The organism is Streptomyces sp. NPDC057486, assembly GCF_042802415.1.
GTDB lineage: Bacteria > Actinomycetota > Actinomycetes > Streptomycetales > Streptomycetaceae > Streptomyces > Streptomyces yanii.
Genome location: NZ_JBHVEE010000164.1, coordinates 1 through 20,916, shown reverse-complemented (window position 1 = coordinate 20,916; position 20,916 = coordinate 1). Strand labels below are relative to the sequence as shown.

At 70.8% G+C, this 20,916-nt stretch carries 19 protein-coding genes; 12 read left to right on the top strand and 7 right to left on the bottom strand.

Annotation, left to right across the window (positions count from 1 at the left end; translation table 11 throughout):
* Positions 1-8: 8 nt before the first annotated feature.
* Both ACFU6I_RS42250 and ACFU6I_RS42245 read right to left on the bottom strand, forming a co-directional pair.
* Positions 9-2,228 (bottom strand): cytochrome P450, encoded by a 2,220-nt coding sequence (locus ACFU6I_RS42250; RefSeq protein ID WP_384377937.1) that lies wholly within the window; start codon positions 2,226-2,228, stop codon positions 9-11.
* Between the two features lie 143 nt (positions 2,229-2,371).
* Entirely contained in the window at positions 2,372-3,454 is a 1,083-nt protein-coding gene (locus ACFU6I_RS42245; protein WP_384377934.1) for an NAD(P)-dependent alcohol dehydrogenase, read from the bottom strand.
* A 73-nt stretch (positions 3,455-3,527) separates the two neighbouring features.
* Here ACFU6I_RS42245 and ACFU6I_RS42240 point away from each other — a divergent pair, with 73 nt between their 5' ends.
* The 8 genes from ACFU6I_RS42240 (at position 3,528) to ACFU6I_RS42205 (ending at position 12,612) form a co-directional block, all read left to right on the top strand.
* Entirely contained in the window at positions 3,528-4,976 is a 1,449-nt protein-coding gene (locus ACFU6I_RS42240) for an aldehyde dehydrogenase family protein (RefSeq protein WP_384377930.1), read from the top strand.
* 496 nt (positions 4,977-5,472) lie between these two features.
* A complete protein-coding gene (locus tag ACFU6I_RS42235) occupies positions 5,473-5,784 on the top strand; it encodes a hypothetical protein (RefSeq protein WP_384377927.1) in 312 nt (103 codons plus the stop codon).
* Positions 5,781-7,163 carry an amidohydrolase family protein gene (locus ACFU6I_RS42230; protein ID WP_384377924.1) on the top strand — a complete coding sequence of 461 codons (1,383 nt, stop codon included), beginning with the start codon at positions 5,781-5,783 and terminating at the stop codon, positions 7,161-7,163. Before ACFU6I_RS42235 ends, ACFU6I_RS42230 begins: the two co-directional genes overlap by 4 nt.
* 251 nt (positions 7,164-7,414) lie before the next feature.
* Positions 7,415-8,515: a BMP family ABC transporter substrate-binding protein gene (locus tag ACFU6I_RS42225; RefSeq protein WP_384377921.1), complete on the top strand. Its 1,101-nt coding sequence runs from the start codon at positions 7,415-7,417 to the stop codon at positions 8,513-8,515.
* Between the two features lie 29 nt (positions 8,516-8,544).
* The gene (locus ACFU6I_RS42220) at positions 8,545-10,101 is read left to right on the top strand and encodes an ABC transporter ATP-binding protein (protein WP_384377918.1); all 1,557 of its coding nucleotides are present in this window, start codon (positions 8,545-8,547) and stop codon (positions 10,099-10,101) included.
* Entirely contained in the window at positions 10,098-11,276 is a 1,179-nt protein-coding gene (locus ACFU6I_RS42215; protein ID WP_384377915.1) for an ABC transporter permease, read from the top strand. The genes ACFU6I_RS42220 and ACFU6I_RS42215 overlap by 4 nt, the downstream gene beginning before the upstream one ends.
* Complete coding sequence (locus ACFU6I_RS42210) at positions 11,273-12,187, top strand: ABC transporter permease (RefSeq protein ID WP_384377912.1); 915 nt, start codon at positions 11,273-11,275, stop codon at positions 12,185-12,187. Before ACFU6I_RS42215 ends, ACFU6I_RS42210 begins: the two co-directional genes overlap by 4 nt.
* A 41-nt stretch (positions 12,188-12,228) precedes the next feature.
* Positions 12,229-12,612: a nuclear transport factor 2 family protein gene (locus ACFU6I_RS42205; protein WP_384377909.1), complete on the top strand. Its 384-nt coding sequence runs from the start codon at positions 12,229-12,231 to the stop codon at positions 12,610-12,612.
* A 99-nt stretch (positions 12,613-12,711) separates the two neighbouring features.
* Here the strand turns inward: ACFU6I_RS42205 and fdxA are convergent, their stop codons facing one another.
* From fdxA to ACFU6I_RS42180, 5 genes are all read right to left on the bottom strand, one after another.
* A complete protein-coding gene (gene fdxA / locus ACFU6I_RS42200; RefSeq protein ID WP_384377940.1) occupies positions 12,712-13,026 on the bottom strand; it encodes a ferredoxin in 315 nt (104 codons plus the stop codon).
* A 160-nt stretch (positions 13,027-13,186) separates the two neighbouring features.
* On the bottom strand, positions 13,187-13,654 hold the full coding sequence (locus tag ACFU6I_RS42195; protein ID WP_266991823.1) for a VOC family protein: 468 nt from the start codon (positions 13,652-13,654) through the stop codon (positions 13,187-13,189).
* 78 nt (positions 13,655-13,732) lie between these two features.
* Positions 13,733-15,136, bottom strand: a complete 1,404-nt coding sequence (locus ACFU6I_RS42190) for an amidohydrolase family protein (protein ID WP_384377906.1) — start codon at positions 15,134-15,136, stop codon at positions 13,733-13,735.
* Positions 15,133-16,227 carry a methyltransferase gene (locus ACFU6I_RS42185; RefSeq protein ID WP_384377903.1) on the bottom strand — a complete coding sequence of 365 codons (1,095 nt, stop codon included), beginning with the start codon at positions 16,225-16,227 and terminating at the stop codon, positions 15,133-15,135. The genes ACFU6I_RS42190 and ACFU6I_RS42185 overlap by 4 nt, the downstream gene beginning before the upstream one ends.
* Positions 16,224-17,321, bottom strand: coding sequence for a zinc-binding dehydrogenase (locus ACFU6I_RS42180; RefSeq protein ID WP_384377900.1), 1,098 nt, complete (start codon positions 17,319-17,321; stop codon positions 16,224-16,226). Before ACFU6I_RS42180 ends, ACFU6I_RS42185 begins: the two co-directional genes overlap by 4 nt.
* 340 nt (positions 17,322-17,661) lie before the next feature.
* Here ACFU6I_RS42180 and ACFU6I_RS42175 point away from each other — a divergent pair, with 340 nt between their 5' ends.
* Genes ACFU6I_RS42175 through ACFU6I_RS42160 form a run of 4 tightly spaced genes read left to right on the top strand, consistent with a single transcriptional unit; the run spans position 17,662 to position 20,868 of the window.
* Complete coding sequence (locus ACFU6I_RS42175) at positions 17,662-18,522, top strand: fumarylacetoacetate hydrolase family protein (RefSeq protein ID WP_384377897.1); 861 nt, start codon at positions 17,662-17,664, stop codon at positions 18,520-18,522.
* A gap of 27 nt (positions 18,523-18,549) precedes the next feature.
* Complete coding sequence (locus tag ACFU6I_RS42170; RefSeq protein ID WP_384377894.1) at positions 18,550-19,713, top strand: amidohydrolase family protein; 1,164 nt, start codon at positions 18,550-18,552, stop codon at positions 19,711-19,713.
* 28 nt (positions 19,714-19,741) lie between these two features.
* Positions 19,742-20,515 carry an HpcH/HpaI aldolase/citrate lyase family protein gene (locus tag ACFU6I_RS42165; protein WP_384377891.1) on the top strand — a complete coding sequence of 258 codons (774 nt, stop codon included), beginning with the start codon at positions 19,742-19,744 and terminating at the stop codon, positions 20,513-20,515.
* Positions 20,512-20,868, top strand: coding sequence for a cupin domain-containing protein (locus ACFU6I_RS42160; protein ID WP_384377888.1), 357 nt, complete (start codon positions 20,512-20,514; stop codon positions 20,866-20,868). The genes ACFU6I_RS42165 and ACFU6I_RS42160 overlap by 4 nt, the downstream gene beginning before the upstream one ends.
* Positions 20,869-20,916: the final 48 nt, after the last annotated feature.

Sequence of the window (20,916 nt, the reverse complement as noted above, 5' to 3'; positions counted from 1 at the left end):
GGCCAGGGTCAGAGGTCCAGGACGAGTCGGTCGCTCCGGCAGCGCCCGACGCAGATCATCATGGTGCGCCCGGCGAGGCGTTCTTCGTCGCTGAGTACGGAATCCCGGTGCTCCGGTGTCCCGGCGAGGACGCGGGTCTCGCAGGCGCCGCAATAACCCTTCTCGCAGTCGTAGGACAGGCCGCTCACGGAATCGCGCAGGACCTCGATGAGGCGGCGGTCGGGCGGTACGGTGAGCGTGCCGCCGGTGCGCGCGAGCTGGACTTCGAAGGTCCGGTTCTCCGTGGCGTCGAACTTCGTTTCGAGGTCATCACCTGCGGTGAAGCGCTCCAGGTGCAGCCGGTCGGTGAGATTCAGGAGGGTGCACTCGCGCTCGACTGCCGCCAGCATCGGTGTCGGCCCGCATACGTACACGGCGGTCTCCGCGTCCAGCCCGCCGAGCAGCCGGGGGAGGTCCGGCAACCCGGCCTCGTCCTGCGGGAGCAGGGTGAGCGCGTCGCCGGCGACGGCGGCTAGTTCGTCGGCGAACGCCATGGTCGAGCGGGTGCGTCCGCCGTACACGACGGTGAAGGGTGTGCCACGTGCCGCGGCCTCGCGGACCATGGCGAGGATCGGTGTGATGCCGATGCCGCCGGCGAGGAACAGGTAGGACGGCGCCTCGGCGAGCGGGAAGTGGTTGCGCGGCCCGCGTACCGCGAACGTGACTCCGGGGCGGGCGAGTTCGTGGAGTTCGGCCGAACCGCCCCGCCCCCGGGGCTCGCGCAGGACCGCGATGCGCCAGGTCGTGGCGTCGGCGGGGTCACCGCACAGCGAGTACTGACGCAGTCGCCCCGAGGGCAGACGCAGCTCGACGTGCGCCCCGGGCCGCCACGCGGGGAGGTCACCTCCGTCCGGCAGGCCGAGGTCGACGGCGACGACGCCCTCGGCCGCGGCACGCGCCGCGGTCACCCGCAGCGGGGTGGGCGTGCCCAGCGCGCGGGCCGTGCCTGCCGCCGCTGCCGCCCGGGGACCGGGCGCGAAGACCGCCGGGACCGCGTCCCAGCCGGACTGGTTGCCGCGCGTGGGGTAGGGAACGAGCCCCTCCTCGATCACCCGGTAGTCGGGCAGCCGGGTCAGGACCTGCGTCATCATCGCGCGGAACATGGCCCGGGCGAGGTGGGCGCCGGCGCACCGGTGCGATCCGATGCCGAAGCTGAGGTGGCGGCTGGCGTCTCGGTCGAGGCGTATCTGCGTGGGGTCGGGGAACACAGCGGGGTCATGGTTCGCGGCGACCCATGGGATCAGCACCCGGTCGCCCGCGTGCATCGGGCAGCCACCGACCTCGACCTCCCTGGTGACCGTGCGCGCCATCGACTGCGACGGGGCGAACGCGCGGAGGAATTCCTCGGTCGCGCTGTCCAGCAGATCGAGGGAGTCGATCAGCCGTCGACGCTGCTCGGGGTGGCGGGCGAGGTGGACGAGCGTCGATCCGGTCAGGGAGGTGGTGGTGTCGACGCCGCCCGCGATGAGCAGGCCGATCACCGACACCAGTTCGTCCTCGCCGAACGCGCTGCCGTCGGCACGTCGGCCGGCAACCAGCGCGCTGACCGCGTCGGCCCGTGGTGCGGAGCGGCGCTCGGCGATCAACTCGCGGATGCGCTGGTCCATATGGGCCAGCCCCGCGGCCCCGCGCACGGCGCGCTCGCTGTCTGCCGGTGCGGCGAAGATGTCGTGGATCGGCCCGGCCAGCTTTGCCCAGTCCTCCTCGGGGAAACCCAGCCAGTCCAGGGTGACCGCGGCGGGCAGCGGGTTGGTGAGGTCGCGGACGAAGTCGCAGGAGCCCAGCTCGATGAAGTCGTCCACGACGCGGGCGGCATGACGCTCGATCATGGGAACCAGTCGGCCGACCGCCTCCGGGGTCAGCAGCGGGTTGATCAGTTCCCGGTACTCGGTCGCACGCGGCGGGTCCAGCTCGATCGGATACTGTTCGAGCCCAGGTCCTTTGGGGATGACGATGCCGACCCCCTGCCCGCCGTGGTCGCCGCGAGCTGAGGAGAACGTCGCGTCGTCGCGGGCGATACGGGCCACGTCGGCGTACCGCGTCGTGTAGTGGAAACCACCATGGGCAGCCGAGCGGCCTACCGGGCAGCTCTCACGGAAGCCCGCGTAATAGGCGACCGGATCGGCGTTGGCTTTGTCGGAGTGGTGGTCGAAGTCGATGTCGGAAGCAATGTCGAAGTCGGCGGACATGGTGGGCACGCTCCACGTGCTCGAAACTGTGCGCGGTGTTGTCCGGCCGCGCCACCGGATGTCAGCAGCCTCATCGGTGTCGGTCACCCTAAGGCGTGCGGCCGAGCCTGACAATGTCTCGTGGAAACGCCGAGAAGGTCGGCTCAGAAGGTCAGCACAGCTTTGCCGACCGAGCCGGACCGGACTGCCGCGACGGCCTCGTTGATCTGCTCGAACGGGAAGTAGGTGATCATCTTCTCGACCGGGAACCGGCCCTTGGCGTTGAGTTCGAGCAACTGCGGCAGGAACAGTCTCGGCAGGCTGGACCCGGCGACGATGCCGGTGACCGTGCGTCCGTTGAGGATGCTGCGCCAGTCGAAGCTCATCGTCTCGCTGGGGCCGACGCCGATGACACCGGCATGACCGAGCGGCCCGAGAGCCTCCACGGCGGTGCGCAGGACGTCCTCGCGCCCAGTCGTGTCGATCACGAAGTCGAACCCCTCGGGCACCAGGTCGGCCAGTTGCCCGGCGGTCCCCTCGGCCGAGGAGTCGACACAGTGCGTGGCTCCGAAGCCGCGGGCCGCTTCGAGCTTGGCCGTGTTCACGTCGACGGCCGCGATGACCTCGCAGCCGCTCAGCGCGGCGGCGATGACGGCGGCCACGCCCACGGCCCCGACCCCGAAGACCGCGATCGACGAGCCGGGGCGTGGCCGCAGCACATTGAGCACACCGCCCGCTCCGGTCTGGAAGCCGCAGCCGAAGGGTCCGGCCCGCAGCAGGTCCAACGACGGGTCGATCCGGACGACCGCCCGCTCCGGTGCGACGACATGGCTGGCGAACGAGGACTGACCGAGGAAGTGTGCGTTGACCTCCAGCCCCCCGTGGGTCACCGCGGTGGAGCCGTCGGGCCGGCGGCCGGAGAAGTTCACCGCGTCGAAGCTGCGGCAGTAGGCGGGCGAGCCCGTCAGGCACAGGGAGCAGGTACCGCACGATGTGAAGGACATGGCGACGTGGTCGCCCGGGCGTACGGAGGTGACCTGTGCGCCGACCTTCTCGACGATGCCCGCCCCTTCGTGCCCGAGCAGCGCGGGCGTGGGGAAGAAGCCGGCGAACTCAAGGTCCGTACCGCAGACACCGACGGCGGCGACGCGGACGAGCACCTCGTCCGGGCGGGGATCTTCCAGGTCCACTTCGGTCAGGACGAACGGCTGTCCGGGCTGCTCCAGCAGAGCGGCGGTGGCACGCACGGGGCCTCCTCAGTGCCTCACAAAGCGAGACTGCATATTGACATGCGTGACAGGGCCGGTCAATGTTCCCTTCATGGCGGCTATCGGCTTTCCTTCCTCCCAGCACTTCATCGACGGCACGTGGGTGGCGGCCCGCGACGGGGGCGCGCTGGACGTCCTCGATCCGGCCACCCGACAGGTGATCACCGAGGTCGCCCGGGCGGGCCGCGCCGATGTGGACGACGCGGTCACCGCGGCGCGCCGCGCCTTCCCCGCCTGGGCGGCGACCAACCCGAGCGAGCGCGGCGCGCTGATCCGGCGCTGGGCCGACCTCATCATCACCGAGATCGAGGCGCTCGCGGCCGTCGAGGCACAGGACGTCGGCAAGCCCCTGTCCGGGGGGCGGACGAACGTCTACATCGCCCACGGCATCATCGACTACTTCGCCGGCGCGGCCGACAAGCTCACCGGGGTCACGCTGCCGACCCGCAGTCCCGACTACCTGGGCTACACGGTTCCCGAGCCGTACGGCGTGTGCGCCATCGTCATCCCGTGGAACGTTCCCGCCGTGCTCACCGCCGCGAACGTGGCGCCGGCGCTCGCGGCGGGCAACACGGTCGTCCTCAAGCCCTCCGAGATCGCACCGCTGGCCCCGTTCGCACTCGCCGAACTCGCCCGCCGCGCCGGTTTCCCGCCGGGTGTGATCAACGTCGTGGCGGGCCTCGGCCCCGAGGCGGGCGTCGCCCTCACCTCGCACCCAGGGGTCGACCACATCAGCTTCGTCGGCTCCACCGCCACCGGGCGGGCGATCATGGCGGCCGCAGCACAGAACCTCGTCCCGGTGAAGCTGGAACTCGGCGGCAAGTCGCCGAACGTGCTCTTCGCCGACGCCGACCTCGACACGGCGATCCCCGCGATCGTCACCTCCATCACCGAGAACGCCGGGCAGAACTGCTACGCCGGTTCCCGGCTGCTCGTGGAGGCGTCGGTGCACGACGAGGTGGTGGAGCGGGTCGCCGCCGCCATGGCCGCGGTCACGATCGGGCCGTGGGAGGCCGACCCGGACATGGGGCCTTTGGTCAGTGCCGCCCAGTTCGCCCGCGTCAGCGGCTTTCTGGCGCAAGCGCCTCGCGAGGGGGCCCGGCTGGTCACCGGTGGCGGAACCGCCGACGACGGGTGGTTCGTCCGGCCGGCCGTGTTCGACCGCGTGGAGACGCGCATGCGCGTCGCCCGCGAGGAGGTCTTCGGCCCGGTTCTCGCCGTCCAGTCGTTCCGCGACACCGTCGAGGCGACAGAGCTGATGAACGCCACCGACTTCGGTCTCCTGGCATGCGTCTGGACCAACGACATCTCGCGGGCGCTGCGGCTGGCGAAGGACGTGCGCTCCGGGCAGGTGGCGGTCAACCAGTTCCACGACGCCGGAGTGATCGGCTTTCCGTTCAACATGCAGAAGGACAGCGGCTTCAGCGGGGGCGGCGGGTACGCGGCGCTGCGCGAGTACACCCAGGAGAAGGGCGTGGCCATCCGGCTGCTGGCCCGCTGAGACCGGACACGACGGGTGCGGCGGGGGTCACCGCCGGAGCGCCGGACAAGTGGTCCGGAACCCGGACCGGTGACCGACCCGCCGTGCGGGCGGCGGACCGTGGCACCGCCCGCGTGTGCCTGAGGACGACAGTGGTGTGTGCCGACTCCTGGTCCGGTTGATCCGTGCGCGTGGGCGCCGGGCTGCACCGCACGGACAGCGGCTCACGACGTCGCGCTGAAACGGCACTCGCTCATTGCCTGTCGGCCGGACGCGGAACCGGCATGTCACTCGTCGCCGAGCCGCCTCGCGGCCCGGCGACGGCTGTCTTTTCACCGGTCTTCACCCGTCGCCACCTGGGCTGTCCCCCTTGTGAAGAAGTGAGACGCCGACGAGGCGAAGAAGTGGTGCAGGAGCGTTGACACCATCGGGCAGCGGCGGCAGAGTACCTCACAATACGTTCCACCGACTCGCAATGCGAGACGGGTGAAGGTGAGGAGGCTGCGCGGTGAGAGCCATGGTGCAGACCGAATTCGGCGGGTACGTGGGGGCGTTCCCGCAGGACGTCCCGGAACGGAAACGCAGACCGAGCGACCTCGTCGACGTTGCGTACCGCGGGCTGAACCGCCCGGCCCTGTCACAGGTCGAGGGTGCGGGCCCGACCCCTGGCCGCTGTCCCGCGCACGTGCCGGGAACGGACTTCGGCGCATCGGCGGCGTCGACCGGTGCCGCGGACGGCTCGGTCGTCCGAGACCCCGGGTCCCGGTCGCTCACGGCCCGCGCCGACCGCCCGCATTCGCCCATCGGCAAGGGCGTGATCAACCCATGAGCGACCTGCTGATCGTGGGCGGCGACGTCGTCACGATGGACTCCGCGCGGCGCGTCCTCACCGGTGCCACGGTCGCCGTGTCGGAGAACAGCATCGCCGCGCTCGGCACGGCCGAGGAACTGCGCGCCCGCTTTCCCGGAGCGCGGGAGATCGACGCGTCGGGCTGCGTCCTCATCCCGGGCCTGATCGACGCACACCAGCACACGACCGTCGACCCCCTCGTACGCAGCACGATCCCGGACAGCATCGGCTCGCAGGAGTCGATCTTCGACTGGATCGTCCCGCTGCACGCCCACGCCGACGGTGACGACGACGAACTGGCCGCGACCATCACCGCCGTCGAGTGCCTGTCCCGGGGCATCACCACGGTGCTGGAGCCGGGCACGGTGGCCTACCCCGAACGCGTCGTCGCCGGTCTGTGCGCGGCGGGTGTCCGCGCACGCGTCGGCGGCTGGGGCTGGGACGCCAAGGACGTGCCGCTCGGCGCGCCCGCGCACGAGGTGCTCGCCCGGCAGGAGGACATCGTCCGGTCCCTGCCGGTCACCGGACCGGTCACCGGGTGGGTGACACTCGTCGGCCACGACCTGGCCGGCGACGAACTGTTCACCGGGGCCGCGAGCCTGGCCGAACGGCTCGACACGGGGCTGACCTGGCACATCTCGCCGGGACCCGCGGACGTCGAGGCATACGCGCTGCGGTGCGGGCGTCGGCCGGTGGTCCACTTCCGTGAGCTGGGCGTACTCGGCCCGCGTCTGCTGCTGGGGCACGCCGTGTGGCTCGACGACGCGGAGGTCGACGCGATCCTGGAGACCGGCACCTCGGTCGCCTCCTGCCCGGGGGCCTATCTGCGGCTCGCCCAGGGGTACACCCGCGCCTCGCGCCACGCCGAACTGGTGCGGAGGGGCGGCCGGGTGGCGCTGGGCTGCGACGCGCACAACGCGGGCGATGCCCCGGACATTCTCCTGGCCGCCTACCTGTTCGCCGCGCTGGAACGCGACCGTGACCCGCCCGACCCGATCCGCGCCGAGCAGGCGTTCGCGCTCGCGACGGTCGACGGCGCCGAGGCGATCGGTCTGGGCGACCGGATCGGCTCCCTGGAAGTGGGCAAGGCGGCCGACATCGTCGTACTCGACACCAGAGACCCCGCCTGGACACCCCGGGGCGATCTGGCCCGCCAGCTGGTATGGGGCCATGTGTCGCGCACCGTTCGTGATGTGCTGGTCGACGGCCGTGTGGTCGTCCGTGACCGGCGGCCGACAGGCGTTGATCCGGACGCCCTCGCAGCCGCTGCCGCCGACCGCTCCGCCGCCCTCCTGCGGCGCGCGGGTCGCACACCCCGCCCGACCTGGCCCACGGAGTCGGCCGACGGCCGGTCATAGGTGCCCACCGTCGAACGTCGTGGACATTCCGCTTCCCGGCAGCACACAACCCGTGCGCCGAACGGGCCCGCATCACCACCGATTACTCCTCCGTAGTGCGACGCCGCGAGCGAGGAACCCCCTTCCCGCACAAGCGTGTGTCTCCCGTGCCGAGCCAAACCGAGGCATCGAACCCGCCGACGCACCGTCACCCCCCCGCCGCCACGACCGCCCCGACGGGGCGGTGCCACCCAGTGAATGGACCCACGCACATGACTTCACACAGCATGTTCCGGCGCCGTGCGGCCGCGGCCGGCCTCGCCCTCGCGGGCGCCCTCGCGCTGTCCGCCTGCGCCGACAACGCGGCGACGGCGCCCAGGGCCACCCCTGGGGCGAGCGGCGGCAGCGACAGCGGCTCCGGCTCCGGGCTCAAAGGGCCCGATGTCAACGGCGACGGCAAAGTCGTCATCGGTGTCCTCAGCCCTGGCGACATCAACGACCGCGGCTACTACCAGAGCTTCGTCGACTCGGCGGAGGCCTACGCCAAGGAGAAGGGCTGGACGGTCGTCAAGCGCGGCAGCGTACCCCCGAGCGACGCGCTCACCGCGGCACGCGCGCTGTGCCAGCAGCAGGTCGACCTGGTTGCGCTCGGCGCGAGCGAGCTGAAGACCGCCATCCCCGCCTCGGAGGAGCCGGTCTGCTCCAAGTCCGCCTGGTATGTGCCGATGCAGGGAAACATCGACCAGACCCCGCACATCGTGCTGTCCACCGACGACCCCAACCAGTCCATGCTCGTAGCCGGCTACGCCGCAGGCCTGAAGATGAAGGCGGCCGGCCACACCAAGGCGGGGTTCATCACCGGCCTGAAGGCCGACTTCAGCGTCGCCGCCTCCACGGCCTTCCTGGCCGGGATCCGGGAGGTCGTGCCGAAGGCCACCCTGACCACCACCTACACAGGCGACTTCAACGACTCGGCGAAGGCCAAGGAGGCCACCCAGGCGCAGCTCAGCCAGGGCGTCAAGGTCATCTACCCCTACCTCGGCGGCGCCACCGACGCCTCCGCGAACCTCGCGAACGCGGGCGGCGCGCTGACCCTCACCCCGGGCACCGACCGGTGCGACTCCAACAGCCCCAAGTTCGACATCTCGGTGATGTTCAGCCCGGGCGACTACTTCCGCGCCGCGCTGGAGGAGTTCGCCAAGGACAACCTGAAGATGGGCACCACACGCGCGTGGCAACTGGGCGTCGACCCCTACCCGACCGTCAAGATCTGCGACGGACAGGGCGACGAGGACCAGCAACTGGCGGAGTTCATCAAGAAGATCGGCAGCAAGGAGATCGACCCAGCGGCCGAGGTCGAGCGCCTCGGCTGACGTGCCGACACCCACGAGGAAGATCAGCGATGACATCGACGACCTCAGCGGTTCCGATCCTCGAACTGCGCGGCATCACCAAATCCTACGGATCCGTCACGGCCTGCGACGCCGTGGACCTCGGAGTCGACGCCGGCGAGATCCACGGACTTCTGGGTGAGAACGGGGCAGGCAAGTCCAGCCTCATGAAGGTCCTGCTCGGGCTGGTCCGGCGCGACACCGGCACCGTCCTGGTGCGCGGCGAGGAGGTCGCGCTGGACAGCCCGCAGGAAGCGGCCGAACTGGGCATCGGCATGGTGCACCAGCACTTCAGCCTCATCAACGGCCTGACCGTGTGGGAGAACGTGGCGCTGGGCGACACCGGCAAGGTGAACAAGCAGGCCGTCTGCGACGGCATCGCCGAGGTCTCCGCGCGATACGGTCTGCCCGTCGACCCCGAGGCACGCGTCGACACGCTCTCGGCCGGCGAGCGGCAGCGGGTCGAGCTGGTCAAGTGCCTGCGGCGCGACCCGCAGATCCTGATTCTGGACGAGCCGACCTCGGTGCTGACCCAGGCCGAATCGCAGGAACTGTTCGCCGTGCTCGACCGCGTGGTGGCGAACGAGGGCCGCGCCGTGATCCTCATCAGCCACAAACTCGCCGAGATCGCCCAGGCCACGGACCGGGTGACGGTCCTGCGCAAGGGCCGTGTCGCCTTCCGGGCGGTCACGTCCGACACCACTCCACAACTGCTCGCCCGGCAGATGGTGGGCCGTGAGGTGTCGCTGGGCGAGGAAGGGGCGGCCCTCGGCCTGCTGCCGGTGCAGCAGACGAGCGCCGGCCACGGCGGGGCGCACGACCGGCAGCAGGCCGTGCTGCGCCTCGCCGGACTCACCGTCGTACAGGGCGGGGTCGAGGTTCTCGGCTCCGTCGACCTGACCGTGGGCGCGGGCGAGATCGTGGGCCTCTACGGCGTGGAGGGCAACGGCCAGTCGATCCTCGGCGACGTCCTCGCCGGGCTGGTAGCGCCGACCGAAGGCACCATCGAGGTCGCCGGGAACCGCGTCGATGTCACCCGGCCCGGCGCGTTGTCCAAGGCCGGTCTCGGCATCGTGCCGGAGGACCGGCACCACAGCGGCGTCGTCCTTGACATGAGCGTCGCCGAGAACCTGACGATGAAGTCGTTGGACGAGGTCAGCGGCCGGTTCCTGCTGCGGCGGCGCGCGACGCTCGCCCAGGCCCGCCGTCTCGCGGACGAGTTCAACATCGTCACGCCGTCGCTGGACGCGCCGGTGCGCAGCCTCTCCGGCGGCAACCAGCAGCGGGTCGTCCTCGCCCGGGAACTGTCCGGCGACACCAGGGTTTTGGTGGCCGCGCAGCCCACCCACGGGCTTGACGTCGGTGCCATCGAGGACATGTACGCCCGGCTGCGCAGAGCGGCCGACGAAGGCGTCGGAGTGCTGCTCATCTCCACCGAACTCGAGGAAGTCATGGCCCTTGCATCCTGGATCGCGGTGATCTCCTCGGGGCGGATCAGCGGAGCGCTCCCCGTCTCCGAGGCGACCCCCGAACGCCTCGGCATGCTGGTGGGCGGTGAGGCAGCATGAGGGCCGCCCCGACGACGGCGCCGGACGATCTCGGCCGGCGCGTACTCGCCCATCTCCGAGGCGGCCGCGACGGCTGGCTGACCGCGAGTCTCACCATCGTGCTCATCGCCGTCGCCCTGGGCGTGTCCGCGCTCCTGCTCACCCTGACCGGTGCCTCGCCGAGTGCCTCCCTGTCCGCCATCTGGACCGGAAGTCTGGCCAACACGACCGGCTGGACGACGACGCTGCTCAACGCCGCGCCGCTGCTGCTGGTGGCGGTCGGCGCAGCCATCTGTGCCTCCGCCGGCACCTTCAACATCGGACAGGAAGGACAGGTGCTCATCGGCGGTCTGTTCGGCGCCTGGGTCGGGCTGCGGCTGGCCCTGCCCGGCCCGATGCTGGTGGTCGTGGTGATGGCCGCCGCGGCGGTCGGCGGTGGCCTCTGGGCCGCGCTCAGCGCGCTGATGTACCGCTTCCGCGGTGTCAACGTCGTGGTGAGCACCTTGCTGATGACATTCCTCGCCATCCAGCTCGTCACCTTCGCGGTCAGCACCCCGTGGCTCCAGGAGAGCGCCCAGGGCTCCTCGGGCATCGCCGACGCGCAGTCCAACCCCCTGCCGGCCGACGCACTGCTCGGCGGCCTCGGGCAGTACCCCTCGGTGCAGTTGAACGCGGGACTGTTCCTCGCGCTCGTCGCCGCGTTCGGTGTCGCGCTGGTGCTGAGCCGCAGCCGGTGGGGCTTCCGCGTACGCATGGTGGGACTGAATCCGCTGACGGCCAAGCACGCCGGAGTCCGGGTGGCCGCGCTCGGCGGCTTCACCCTGGCACTGTCGGGTGCCTTCGCGGGGCTGGCGGGAGGGCTGCTGCTGGCCAGCCCTGTCAGCCCCAACCGGCTGCAGGCCGGGCTCTCGGACAATGTCGGCTGGGACGGCCTGCTCGTCGCGCTCGTCGCACGCAACCGGCCCCTGATCGCGATACCGGTGTCGTTCGGGTTCGCTGTGCTGCGGGCGGGCGGGGACTTCCTCTCGGCCACCGGGGTGCCGTACTACCTCGTCGACATCGTCAAGGCGTTGCTCGTCCTCGCGTTCGTCGCACCGCCCCTCCTCGTCGGCCTCCTCCGCGGACGGCGCGGTGCCACACCGCCGACGCCGTTCCCCCTGCCCGCTGTCCCGACCAAGATGAAGGCGGCCGTGTGAGCGTTCTGGACAACACCACGACCATTCTGGCGAGCGGTGCCCGGCTGACCGTGCCGCTGGCGTTCGCCGCCTGCGGTGAGTACCTGGCCCAGCGCGCCGGAGCGATGAACATCTCCGTCGAGGCGATGATGCTCGGCGCCGCGTTCACCTCCATCGCCACCGCGAGTGCGACCGGAAGCGCCACCGCCGGTCTCGCGGTCGGCGTGGTGACCGGCCTCGTCATCGGCTTCGTGCACGGCAACCTCTCCCACCGTGCCCAGATCAACACCTTCGTCGTCGGCCTCGTGCTGAACGCGCTGGTGCTCGGGCTCACCAGCTACCTGATCACCACCCAGCAGTTCGCCTCGCACCAGGTGGGGGTGCTGTCGATCCCGCTGCTCAAGGACATCCCGCTCATCGGCCAGCCGCTGTTCTCCGGACGCTGGCCCGCCTACCTGCTGATCCTGCTGGTGCCGCTCACCTGGTGGCTGGTGGACCGCAGCCGCTGGGGCCTGGAGCTTCGGGCGGTGGGGGAGAACCCGCAGGCCGCCGATGTCACGGGCATCAAGGTCGGTGTGCGGCGCCGGCAGGCACTGCTGTGGTGCGGCGCACTCGCCGGTCTCGGGGGCGCCTACCTCGCGGTCGGCGAGGTCGGATCGTTCAACCAGAACATGACCGCCGGACGCGGCTACATCGTCATCGCCGCGGTGATCTTCGGGGCGTGGCGGCTCGGCCGAACCCTGCTCGGCTGCCTGGTGTTCGGCCTCTCCGACGCGATGCGCCTGGCGCTCCCCGCGCTCGGTGTCACCCTCAACGCCCAACTCCTCGTCGCGGCCCCGTATCTGCTCGCGCTTCTCGCCATGCTGCTGTTCGCCACCCAGCACCGAGAACCCGCCGCACTCGGCCGGCCCTTCCGGCGCGGCTCGACCTGACGGTGCGTGGACGCCGTGCGGGCGAAACGGGGAGGCCGATTGTGAACGACACCCGCGCCACGGTCGAGGCGTACCTGGCCGCGCTGAACGCGCACGACGCCGACGCCGTGGCGGCCTGTGTGGCCGAGGACTTCGTCAACGAGCACACCTCGTCGATGGGCCGGAGCCGCAAGGGCCGCGCAGAGTACCGCGCGGCCCTGACCGGGTTCCTGGAGGACTTCACGGACCTGCGCTATGTGCCCGAGCGACTCCTCGTCGACGGCGAGTCGGCTGCGGTGCCGTACGTCATGACGTTCCGGATGCGCTCGGTCGGCGACCGCCCCGTGCGCATCCGCGGGGTCTTCGTGTTCACCGTCGCGGGCGGTCTCATCACGCGCCGCACGGACTACTGGGACAGCGGCGAGGTGCGGCGCCAACTGGCTTGACACCCCTCGGGAAGACACCGGCGAGGGCAGGCGCACACACCACGACCCCGGCCCGCAACTTCTGCGGCCGGGGACCGGGATGTCCGTGTCGCGTGGCGGTCACGCTCCCACATGGGGGTGGTCGTGGCCGACGCGGCCTGTTCTGCGGGCTCCGCCGGGGGAGCCGAGGGGTGGGGTGCCGAGGGTGAAGAACTCGGCGTTGACCTGCTCGAAGTGCTTGTTGTGTGCGGGCAGGTCTTCGTGGTGGTAGATGGAGATCTGCGGGCAGACGGGTTCGCAGCGCCCGCACTCGACGCATTCGTCGGGCTGGATGTAGAGCATCCGGTCGCCCTCGTAGATGCAGTCTGCTGGGCACTCTTCCATGCAGGACTTGTCCATGACGTCGACGCAGGCGTCGGTGATGACGTACGGCACGCGCTTGTCGCCCTTCACACGATCGTGCGGAACAGGATGATGGCGGCGCCGGCACCGCGGGCTCTCGGCCGACCCGATCGCCGACGCCACCGCCGATGACCAGCGGGTCGGCCGAGGAACGTCCGGTCGGCTCCCGGCCCGGCCCCGGAACTGCTGATGCTCAGCCCCACAGCTCCTGGATGGTCGAGAACACCTTCTGGTTGTGCGAGAACTCGATGGTGTTGCCGTCGGGGTCGTTCACGGCGCAGATGTACCCGATGTGGGCGGCCATGTCCACCGGCTCCCACCGCAGGTTGCCCGTCTCGCGTGCTTTCGCCGCGACCTCGTCCACGTCCTCGCGGTGGGGCAGCTCGATACCGATGTGCGCGAACGGTGCCAGCGTCGGGACCTTCTTGCCCGGCTCGATGCCGAAGCGTGCCCCGACCTCGGGAAAGAACTCGGCGAGGACAAGGACGAACGCCGAGTCGACCTGGCCCTTGTTCGACAGCCAGGCGCTGCGCCCGTTGTCGTCGTCGTTCTTGGTGACCAGCACCAACGGGGTGATGCGCTCGTAGAACTCGATCGATTGGTCCAGGTCGCTGACCGGGATGGCGACATGGGTCCAGCGGGGTTCGGTCAGTTCTGCCATGGTTCAGCTCTCCTCATTCGTCCCTGTCGTTCGTGTCGTTCGTTTCGTGCGGCGCGACCGCGACGTGCGGCCGTGCGGTCAGACGGTGGGCCACTTGGCCCGGTCGGGCAGGCCGGAGCGGGCCACGATGCCCTCACCGGCGGTCTGGGCGCGGCGCAGGAGGTCGTCCTCGTCGATCGTCGTGCAGCGGTAGTTGTCGACGACGCGCCGCCCGTCGACGAACACGGTGTGCACACCCCGCCCGTCGGCCGACCACACGAGCTGGTTGGCGACGTTGTGCAGTGGCCGCCACTCCGGCCGGTTGGTGTCGTGCAGCACCAGGTCGGCCTTCTTGCCCGTCTCGATCGAGCCGATCTCGTGCTCGGCCTGGAGTCCGCGGGCGCCGTTGCGGGTGGCCATCGCGAACGCGTCCTCGGCCGGGAAGATCGTGGCGTCACGCCGGGCGTCCTTGAACAGACCGGCGACGAGGTAGGTCGCGCGCATCAGGTCGTGGTAGTTCGAGGCGTTGTTGCCGTCGGTGCCGATCGCCACATTGACACCGGCTTCCACCATCTCGGGGAACTTGCCGATCTGGGTCACGCCGTACGACACCTTCAGCGCCGTGGTCGGGCAGTGCGACACGCTCGTCCCGGTGCGGGCGAGCAGCGCGACCTCGTCGTCGTCGACGTGGACGGCGTGGGTCAGGATCACGTTGTTGCCCAGCACGCCGAGCTTGTCGAGGTGCACCATCGGCCGTTGTCCGTACGACGCGAGGAACCCCTCGGGGTCCATCGCCGCCGGCGACATGTGGAAGCTGAACCCGGTGCCGTACTCGATCGACAGCGCCTTCGCCGCCCGCCACAACTCGTCGCTGCAGCAGGTGTGGCCGATGATGATGGGCCATGCCTGGATACGGCCGCCGGCCACTGAGGCGTACCGGCCCATCGAGTCCTCGAGGCGCGTGATCGCCTGTGCGGTCGACATGCGCAGCACCTCCGGCGTGGGGACCAGATCCCACGCCCACGGTCCGACGCGGGCGCGAATGCCGATCTCGCTGAGGGCCTCGACGACCGGGTCGATGAACCGGATCGTGCCGGCCTCCAGGAACGCGGTGGTGCCGCTCTTGAGCATCTCCAGCGCCGCGAGCTGGGCGGAGATGTGCTCGTCCTCCTCGGTGTAGTACGTGTGGATCGGTGTGAGCCACTCGAAGACGTTCTCCAGGAACGGGGTGTCGTCCGGGACGAAACCCCGCGTGAGCGGTTCGCCGGTGATGTGCACATGGGTATTGATCAGCCCTGGGGTGACGACGAACCGTTCACCGGCGATGACGGTGTCGCTGTGCCACTGGGCGGTCACGTCGGCGGTCTTGCCGACGGCCACGATCAGGTCACCCCGGATGGCTACCGCTCCGTCGCTGATCACGCGGCGGGAGTCGTCCATGGTCACGACGTGGGTGTTGACGATCAGGGTGTCGGCGGGTGCTGTGGTGTTCGGGGAATTCACGAGGTGGCCTCCGGGGTGCGGGAGCGGATGAGGCGGACGTGCTGGCGCGGCACCGGCTCGAACGAGTCGACCAGCTCGGCGTCGGCCGCTTCGGCCCACGCGCGCAGGTCCGCGACCGTGACACCGAGCCCCGCTGTCGAGGCCAGCATCGTCAGGGACAGCAGCAGTTCGTGGCGCGCGGCGACACAGACGGCGCCGCGGTCCTCGCCACCGCTGTCGTCGTGTCGGGTGCGGGCCGGGTCGGGACGTGTGTAGTCGACGACCACGACCACCCCGTCCGCACCGGCCAGTTCGACCGCACGGGCGAGCAACCGCCGGGCACGCTCGGGCGGTTCGGCGCGCAGCACATGTGCCAGGACGACGACATCGGCGGCGGCGACCGGGAGATCGGCCTCCAGATAGTCGCCGGCGACGGTGATCACCTGCTCACGCAGGCCGACCTCCTTGGCCGCCTGCTCGGCGATCGGCAGCACGTTCGGCCGGTCGACCGCGATCACCGTGCCGCTGGGCCGGGTGTGCAGCAGTGCAGTCAGCCACGCTCCCGAGCCGCAGCCGAGGTCCACGACCGTCGGCTGCATCGGCCACCACCCGCGGCGCTCCAACTCGACGGCGACAGCGCTCGCCACGCGGGCCTGGGTCGGGCCGGTGGCGCGCACGAGCGCCGGATACAGCGCGGTCAGGTCGGCTGTCACGGCGGGCTCGGGTGCGCCGGTGCGGATGGTTTCGGCCAGGCCCGGCCAGGCTCCCGGCGGCCCGGGGGAGTACCGTACGAGTGCGGCCATGGAGGCAGGCGCGGACGACACCAGGTAGTGCTCGGCCACGGGCGTGAGCCGGAAGCGACTCCCGACGGCGGCGAGCAGGTCGAGTGCGACGAGCGTCTCGGCCAGCACGGTCACCGGGGCGTCCTCGGCCGCACCGATCGAGGCCGCCAACTGCTTGGCGTCCAGGCCCTTCCCGGAATCGGCGTGCTCCGCCAGGGCGTCGAACAGGCCGAGGTCGAGCGCGGCCGAGAGCGCCCAGTAGGACGTGAAACCATTGATCACGTCCCATACCGGAGCCGGTCCGGCCGGGGTGGCGCTCGTCGTGTTCATGGGCGCAGCACGATCTTGCCGGTGGCCCGCCGCGACTCCATCCGCTGCTGTGCCGCCGCGGCCTCCGTCAGCGGGAACTCGCTGTCGACCGGGGTACGGAACGTCGAGGCCCAGTAGGCGTCGAGCATCGCGGCGAACTCGCGGCGGTCGTAGGGGTCCGAGCCGAGCAGTCGCAGCCCGAAGTGGTAGGCGTAGACCAGGTCGAACTCGGCCCGGTTGCCCGTGGTGTTGCCGAGGAACACCAGTCGCCCGCGCGGCGCGAGGCTGTAGATTCCGGTGTTCCACGTGGCCGGGCCGACATGATCGAGTACGAGGTCGGCGCCCCGCCCGTCGGTGAACTCGCGCACGGCCGCCACGACGTCGCCGGTCGTCGAGTTGACCACGACGTCGGCACCCAGGCCGCGTGCGTAGTCGGTCTTCGCGTCCGAGCTGACCGTGGTGATTACGCGGGCACCGCCGGCCTTGGCCAACTGGATCAACGCAGTGCTGACACCGCTGCCCGCCGCGTGGATCAGCACCGTCTCGCCGAGGCGGACCTTGCCGATCTCGATGAGCGCGTGCCAGGCCGTCATCCAGATCGTCGGCACGACGGCCGCGTCGACCAGATCGACCTCGTCCGGCACGTGGTGCACATTCGCCGCCGGGACGAGAACGTACTCGGCGTAGCCGCCGGCCAGGGTGGCACCGATGACACCCGCGCTCGGGCATGCGCCGTCCTTTCCGGCGGCGCAGTTCTCGCAACGGTTGCACGGCACGGCCGGGTTCACCACGACGCGCGTGCCCTCGGCGAGCGTGGCGGCCTTGCCCGCCCGCCCGTTGCCCGCCCGCCCGTTGCCCGCCGGCCCGTTGCCCGCCGGCCCGTTGCCCGCCGGGCCGACCGCCGCGACGGTGCCCGCGATGTCCATGCCGCTCACGTGCGGCAGTTTGAAGCCGGGGATCAGCCCGGGCCCGCGTCGTTGCAGGACATCGAGGTGGTTGAGGCCGCAGGCCGCGACGCGTACGAGCACCTCGTCCGGTCCCGGTTCGGGCACCGGGACGTCGGCGACCTGGAGCACCTCAGGTCCGCCGTGTGTCTGATGGAGTACAACCTTCATGGGAGAGACCTCCGCTGGCTGTGTGACTTCTGTCGCCGGCCAGCTCGTTGCACGCCTGGTCGGCATGCAACGGTCTCCGCGGAGCGCCGAAAACGCTCCCCCTGGCCGATTTGTTGCCCATCGACCAAGTGGGCCGGAACGCTATGGCGCCCGTCGAGGGTTGTCAATGCTCCTCACCAAGTCGCCGGGAACCCGGCGAGCCCCGGTACCGGCGTCCGTCCAGGTCGGCGCACCTCCGACACCTCGTCAAACGCTGTCCGGACAGGAGTCCTCGCATGCCTTCAGTCCGGACTTGCGTATTGCTTGACATGATGCCATCTCGCATTGAAAGATGCCTGTCATGCAGGTAGTGACGACACAGGCCGGCCTGGGCCGGATCGAGGACGGGGCTGCCGCCCTGTTGGACACTGCATTTCCGCACGTCAGAGCGGTCCTTCAGCAGGAGGGCTCACTGCGCTGTCTGGCCTCCTGCCCGGTGCGTCGGCGCATCCCGCTCGAAGAGGTCACCCTCACGGCTCCGTTGGGCCGCCCCCGCGCGGTGTGGGGCGTCGGACTCAACTACGTGTCCAAGGCGGCCCGGACCGGCCGGGGACTGCCCGAGCAGCCGATCCTGTACCTGGCCGCCTCGTCAGGAGTGTCGGCACCCGGTGCTCAGGTGGTGATCCCACGGGCCGCGACCGAACCCGACTACGAGGGGGAGATCGCGGTCGTCGTGGGGCGCCGGCTGTACCGGGCGAGCGAGTCGGAGGTATGGCCCGCTGTCGCCGCAATCACCGCCGCCAATGACATGACGGCCCGTGATGTCATGCGCACTACAGGCATCCCCGCCCTCGCCAAGAGCTACCCGGGGTTCACACCGCTCGGCCCCTCGCTGCGCACTTCCGACGATCTCGCGGACCGCGAGGCCATCGGCGTACGGACCCGGATCAACGGCGAGCTTCTGCAGGACGACACGAGCGCCGGGATGATCTTCCCGATCCCCGATCTGCTCAGCAGGCTGTCGTGGTTCGCCGCGCTCGAACCCGGCGATGTCGTCCTCACCGGAACCCCGGCCGGCACCGGCCAGGACCGCGCGTGCTTCCTCGCCGACGGCGACGAGGTACGAGTCGAGGTGGACGGCGTGCTGCCCCTCCTCACCCGCATCGTGCGTCCCTCGGACGCCTCACCACGCGACCACCGGCCGACCGAACAGGTCGGCTGACCGCCCCTCACCCTGGAGCAGACACCGATGTCCCACTCCTCTGCGCCGTCCTACGACCTCGTTCTGACCGGCGGCACCGTCATAGACCCGGCATCGGCCACGAACGCCCCGCTCGACGTGGCCGTCACCGGTGACCGTATCGCCGCGATCGGCGAGGGCCTGGCGGCCGACGCGGCCCGCACCATCGACGTCACCGGCTCCACCGTGCTACCGGGCCTCGTCGAGGGCCACACCCACATCTTCCAGCACGTCTCCGCCGTCGGCGCCCCCGCCGAGGAAGCCCATCTGCGCCGCGGCGTGGTCGCGGCGGCGGATGCCGGCACGGCCGGCGCCTCGACCTTCGCGGCCTTTCGCAAGCTGGTGGTCGAGCCCAACCCGCTGCGTATCGTCAACTTCCTCAACGTCTCCGTGCTCGGCCTGATCGACTTCAGATTCGGTGAGCTGCTGAACCCCGACACCCTGGTCCCCGAGGACGCACTCGCGACCGCCGAGGCCCACCCCGACATCGTGCGCGGCTTCAAGATCCGTCTGTCCGAGGACGTCGTCGGCGAGAACTGGGAGTCGCTGCTGAAGAAGTCCGTGGCGCTGGCCGAACAGGCCGGTCTGCCGCTGATGCTGCACATCGGCGAGACCGCGGAGCCGCTGCCCGTCGTCCTGGACCACCTGCGCCCCGGCGACATCGTGGCGCACTGCTACACCGGCAAGCCGCACGGAATCCTCGACGGTGACCACGTACAGCCCGCCGTCACCGCGGCCCGTGAGCGCGGCGTGCTGTTCGACTCCGCCCACGGCAGGAGCAACCTCAGCTTCGAGGTGGCGCGCCGGGCGATCGCCGACGGATTCCTGCCCGATGTGCTCAGCTCCGACACCAGCGCGCGCAACTGGCGCGGCCCGGTGTTCGACCTGCTCACCAGCATCTCCAAGCTGGTCGCGCTCGGCGCGCCGCTGGAGGAGTGCGTCCGGCGGGCCACCGTCGAGCCCGCGCGACTGCTCGGGCTCGACACCGAGGGCTACGGGCGCCTGGAGGTCGGCGGGCGGGCCGACGTCACCGTCGTCACCGAGACCGACGAAGTCACTCTGCCCGACGCCGCGGGCAACACGATTCTCGCGCCGCGCCTGGAGCCGACCGTGGTGCTGCACGGTGGCGCCGAGGTCGACATCGTGCCGTGGCGAGGACTGCGGTCGGCCTGACCGACTGGCACGCCCAGGGGAGGTTCTCATGACCACCGGTACCGCCCATCCGCTGCGGCGCCGACTGCGGGCGGCCCTCACGGCCGGGAAACCCGCCGTCGGCACCTTCGTCAAGCTGGCGTCGCCCGACGTGGTGGAACTGGCCGCGACGGCCGGGTTCGCGTTCGTCGTCGTCGACCTCGAACACTCCACCCTCAGCGAGCGGAACGCCGTCGACCTGGTGCGCCACGCGGACGCCTGCGGACTGGCGGCCCTGGTCCGGGTGCCCGAGGTGGACGCCGCCGCCGTCAACCGGCTCCTGGAGGCCGGGGCGGCCGGGATCCAGCTGTCCATGCTCACCCGCGTCACCCAGGCGCAGGCGCTCGTGGCGGCCACTCGGTTCGCTCCGGCCGGCCGCCGCTCCGTGAGCCTTGCCAACCGGGCCGCCGGGTTCGGCGCGGCCCCGCTGGGCGGGTTTCTCCGCGCCGAGCAGGACGACCCGCCGGTGCTCGTGGGCCAGATCGAGACCGCGCGGACCGACCCTCTGCCGGAGCTGGTCGCCGCTCTCGACGTGTGTTTCGTCGGCAGCACCGACCTCGCGGTCGACCTGGGTCTGCCGACGGACCCGGCGGTGCTGCGCGCCGCGGTGAACCGGGTGCACGACGCCGCCCGTTCCGCGGGGGTGGCGTTCGGAGGCTGGGCGCCGACCCGGACCGCCGCGGCGGACCTGGGCCTCGATGACGCCGGCTACCTCGTGGTCGGTTCGGACCTGCAGATCCTGGCGGCCGGCCTACGGGCGACCGCCGGAGAGGAAGCACGATGAGCACACGCAACGCAGCGCTGGTCAACACCGTCGTCAACTGGGACGAGCTGCCGGCGACGCAGGTGCGGCCCGGGGTACGTCGCCGCGTCTACGCGACGGACGAAGTGATGATCTGTCACCACGAGCTGCAGGTCGGTATGGAACTCAACCCGCACCGGCACGAGGACTTCGACCAACTGGTCCATATCGCCGAGGGGCGCGCGAACTACTACGTGGACGGTGTCGCGCACGACATGCGGGCCGGCTCGTTCCTGCTCGTGCCCCGAGGCAGCGAGCACTACGTGGAGCCGACCGAGACCCCTTGCGTGAACATCGACTTCTTCGTCCCGCCGCGAGCCGACCTGCTGCCCTGAGCGCCGGACGGGCCCGCCACGGACCACGGCTGAAGGCCCACCGCGAAC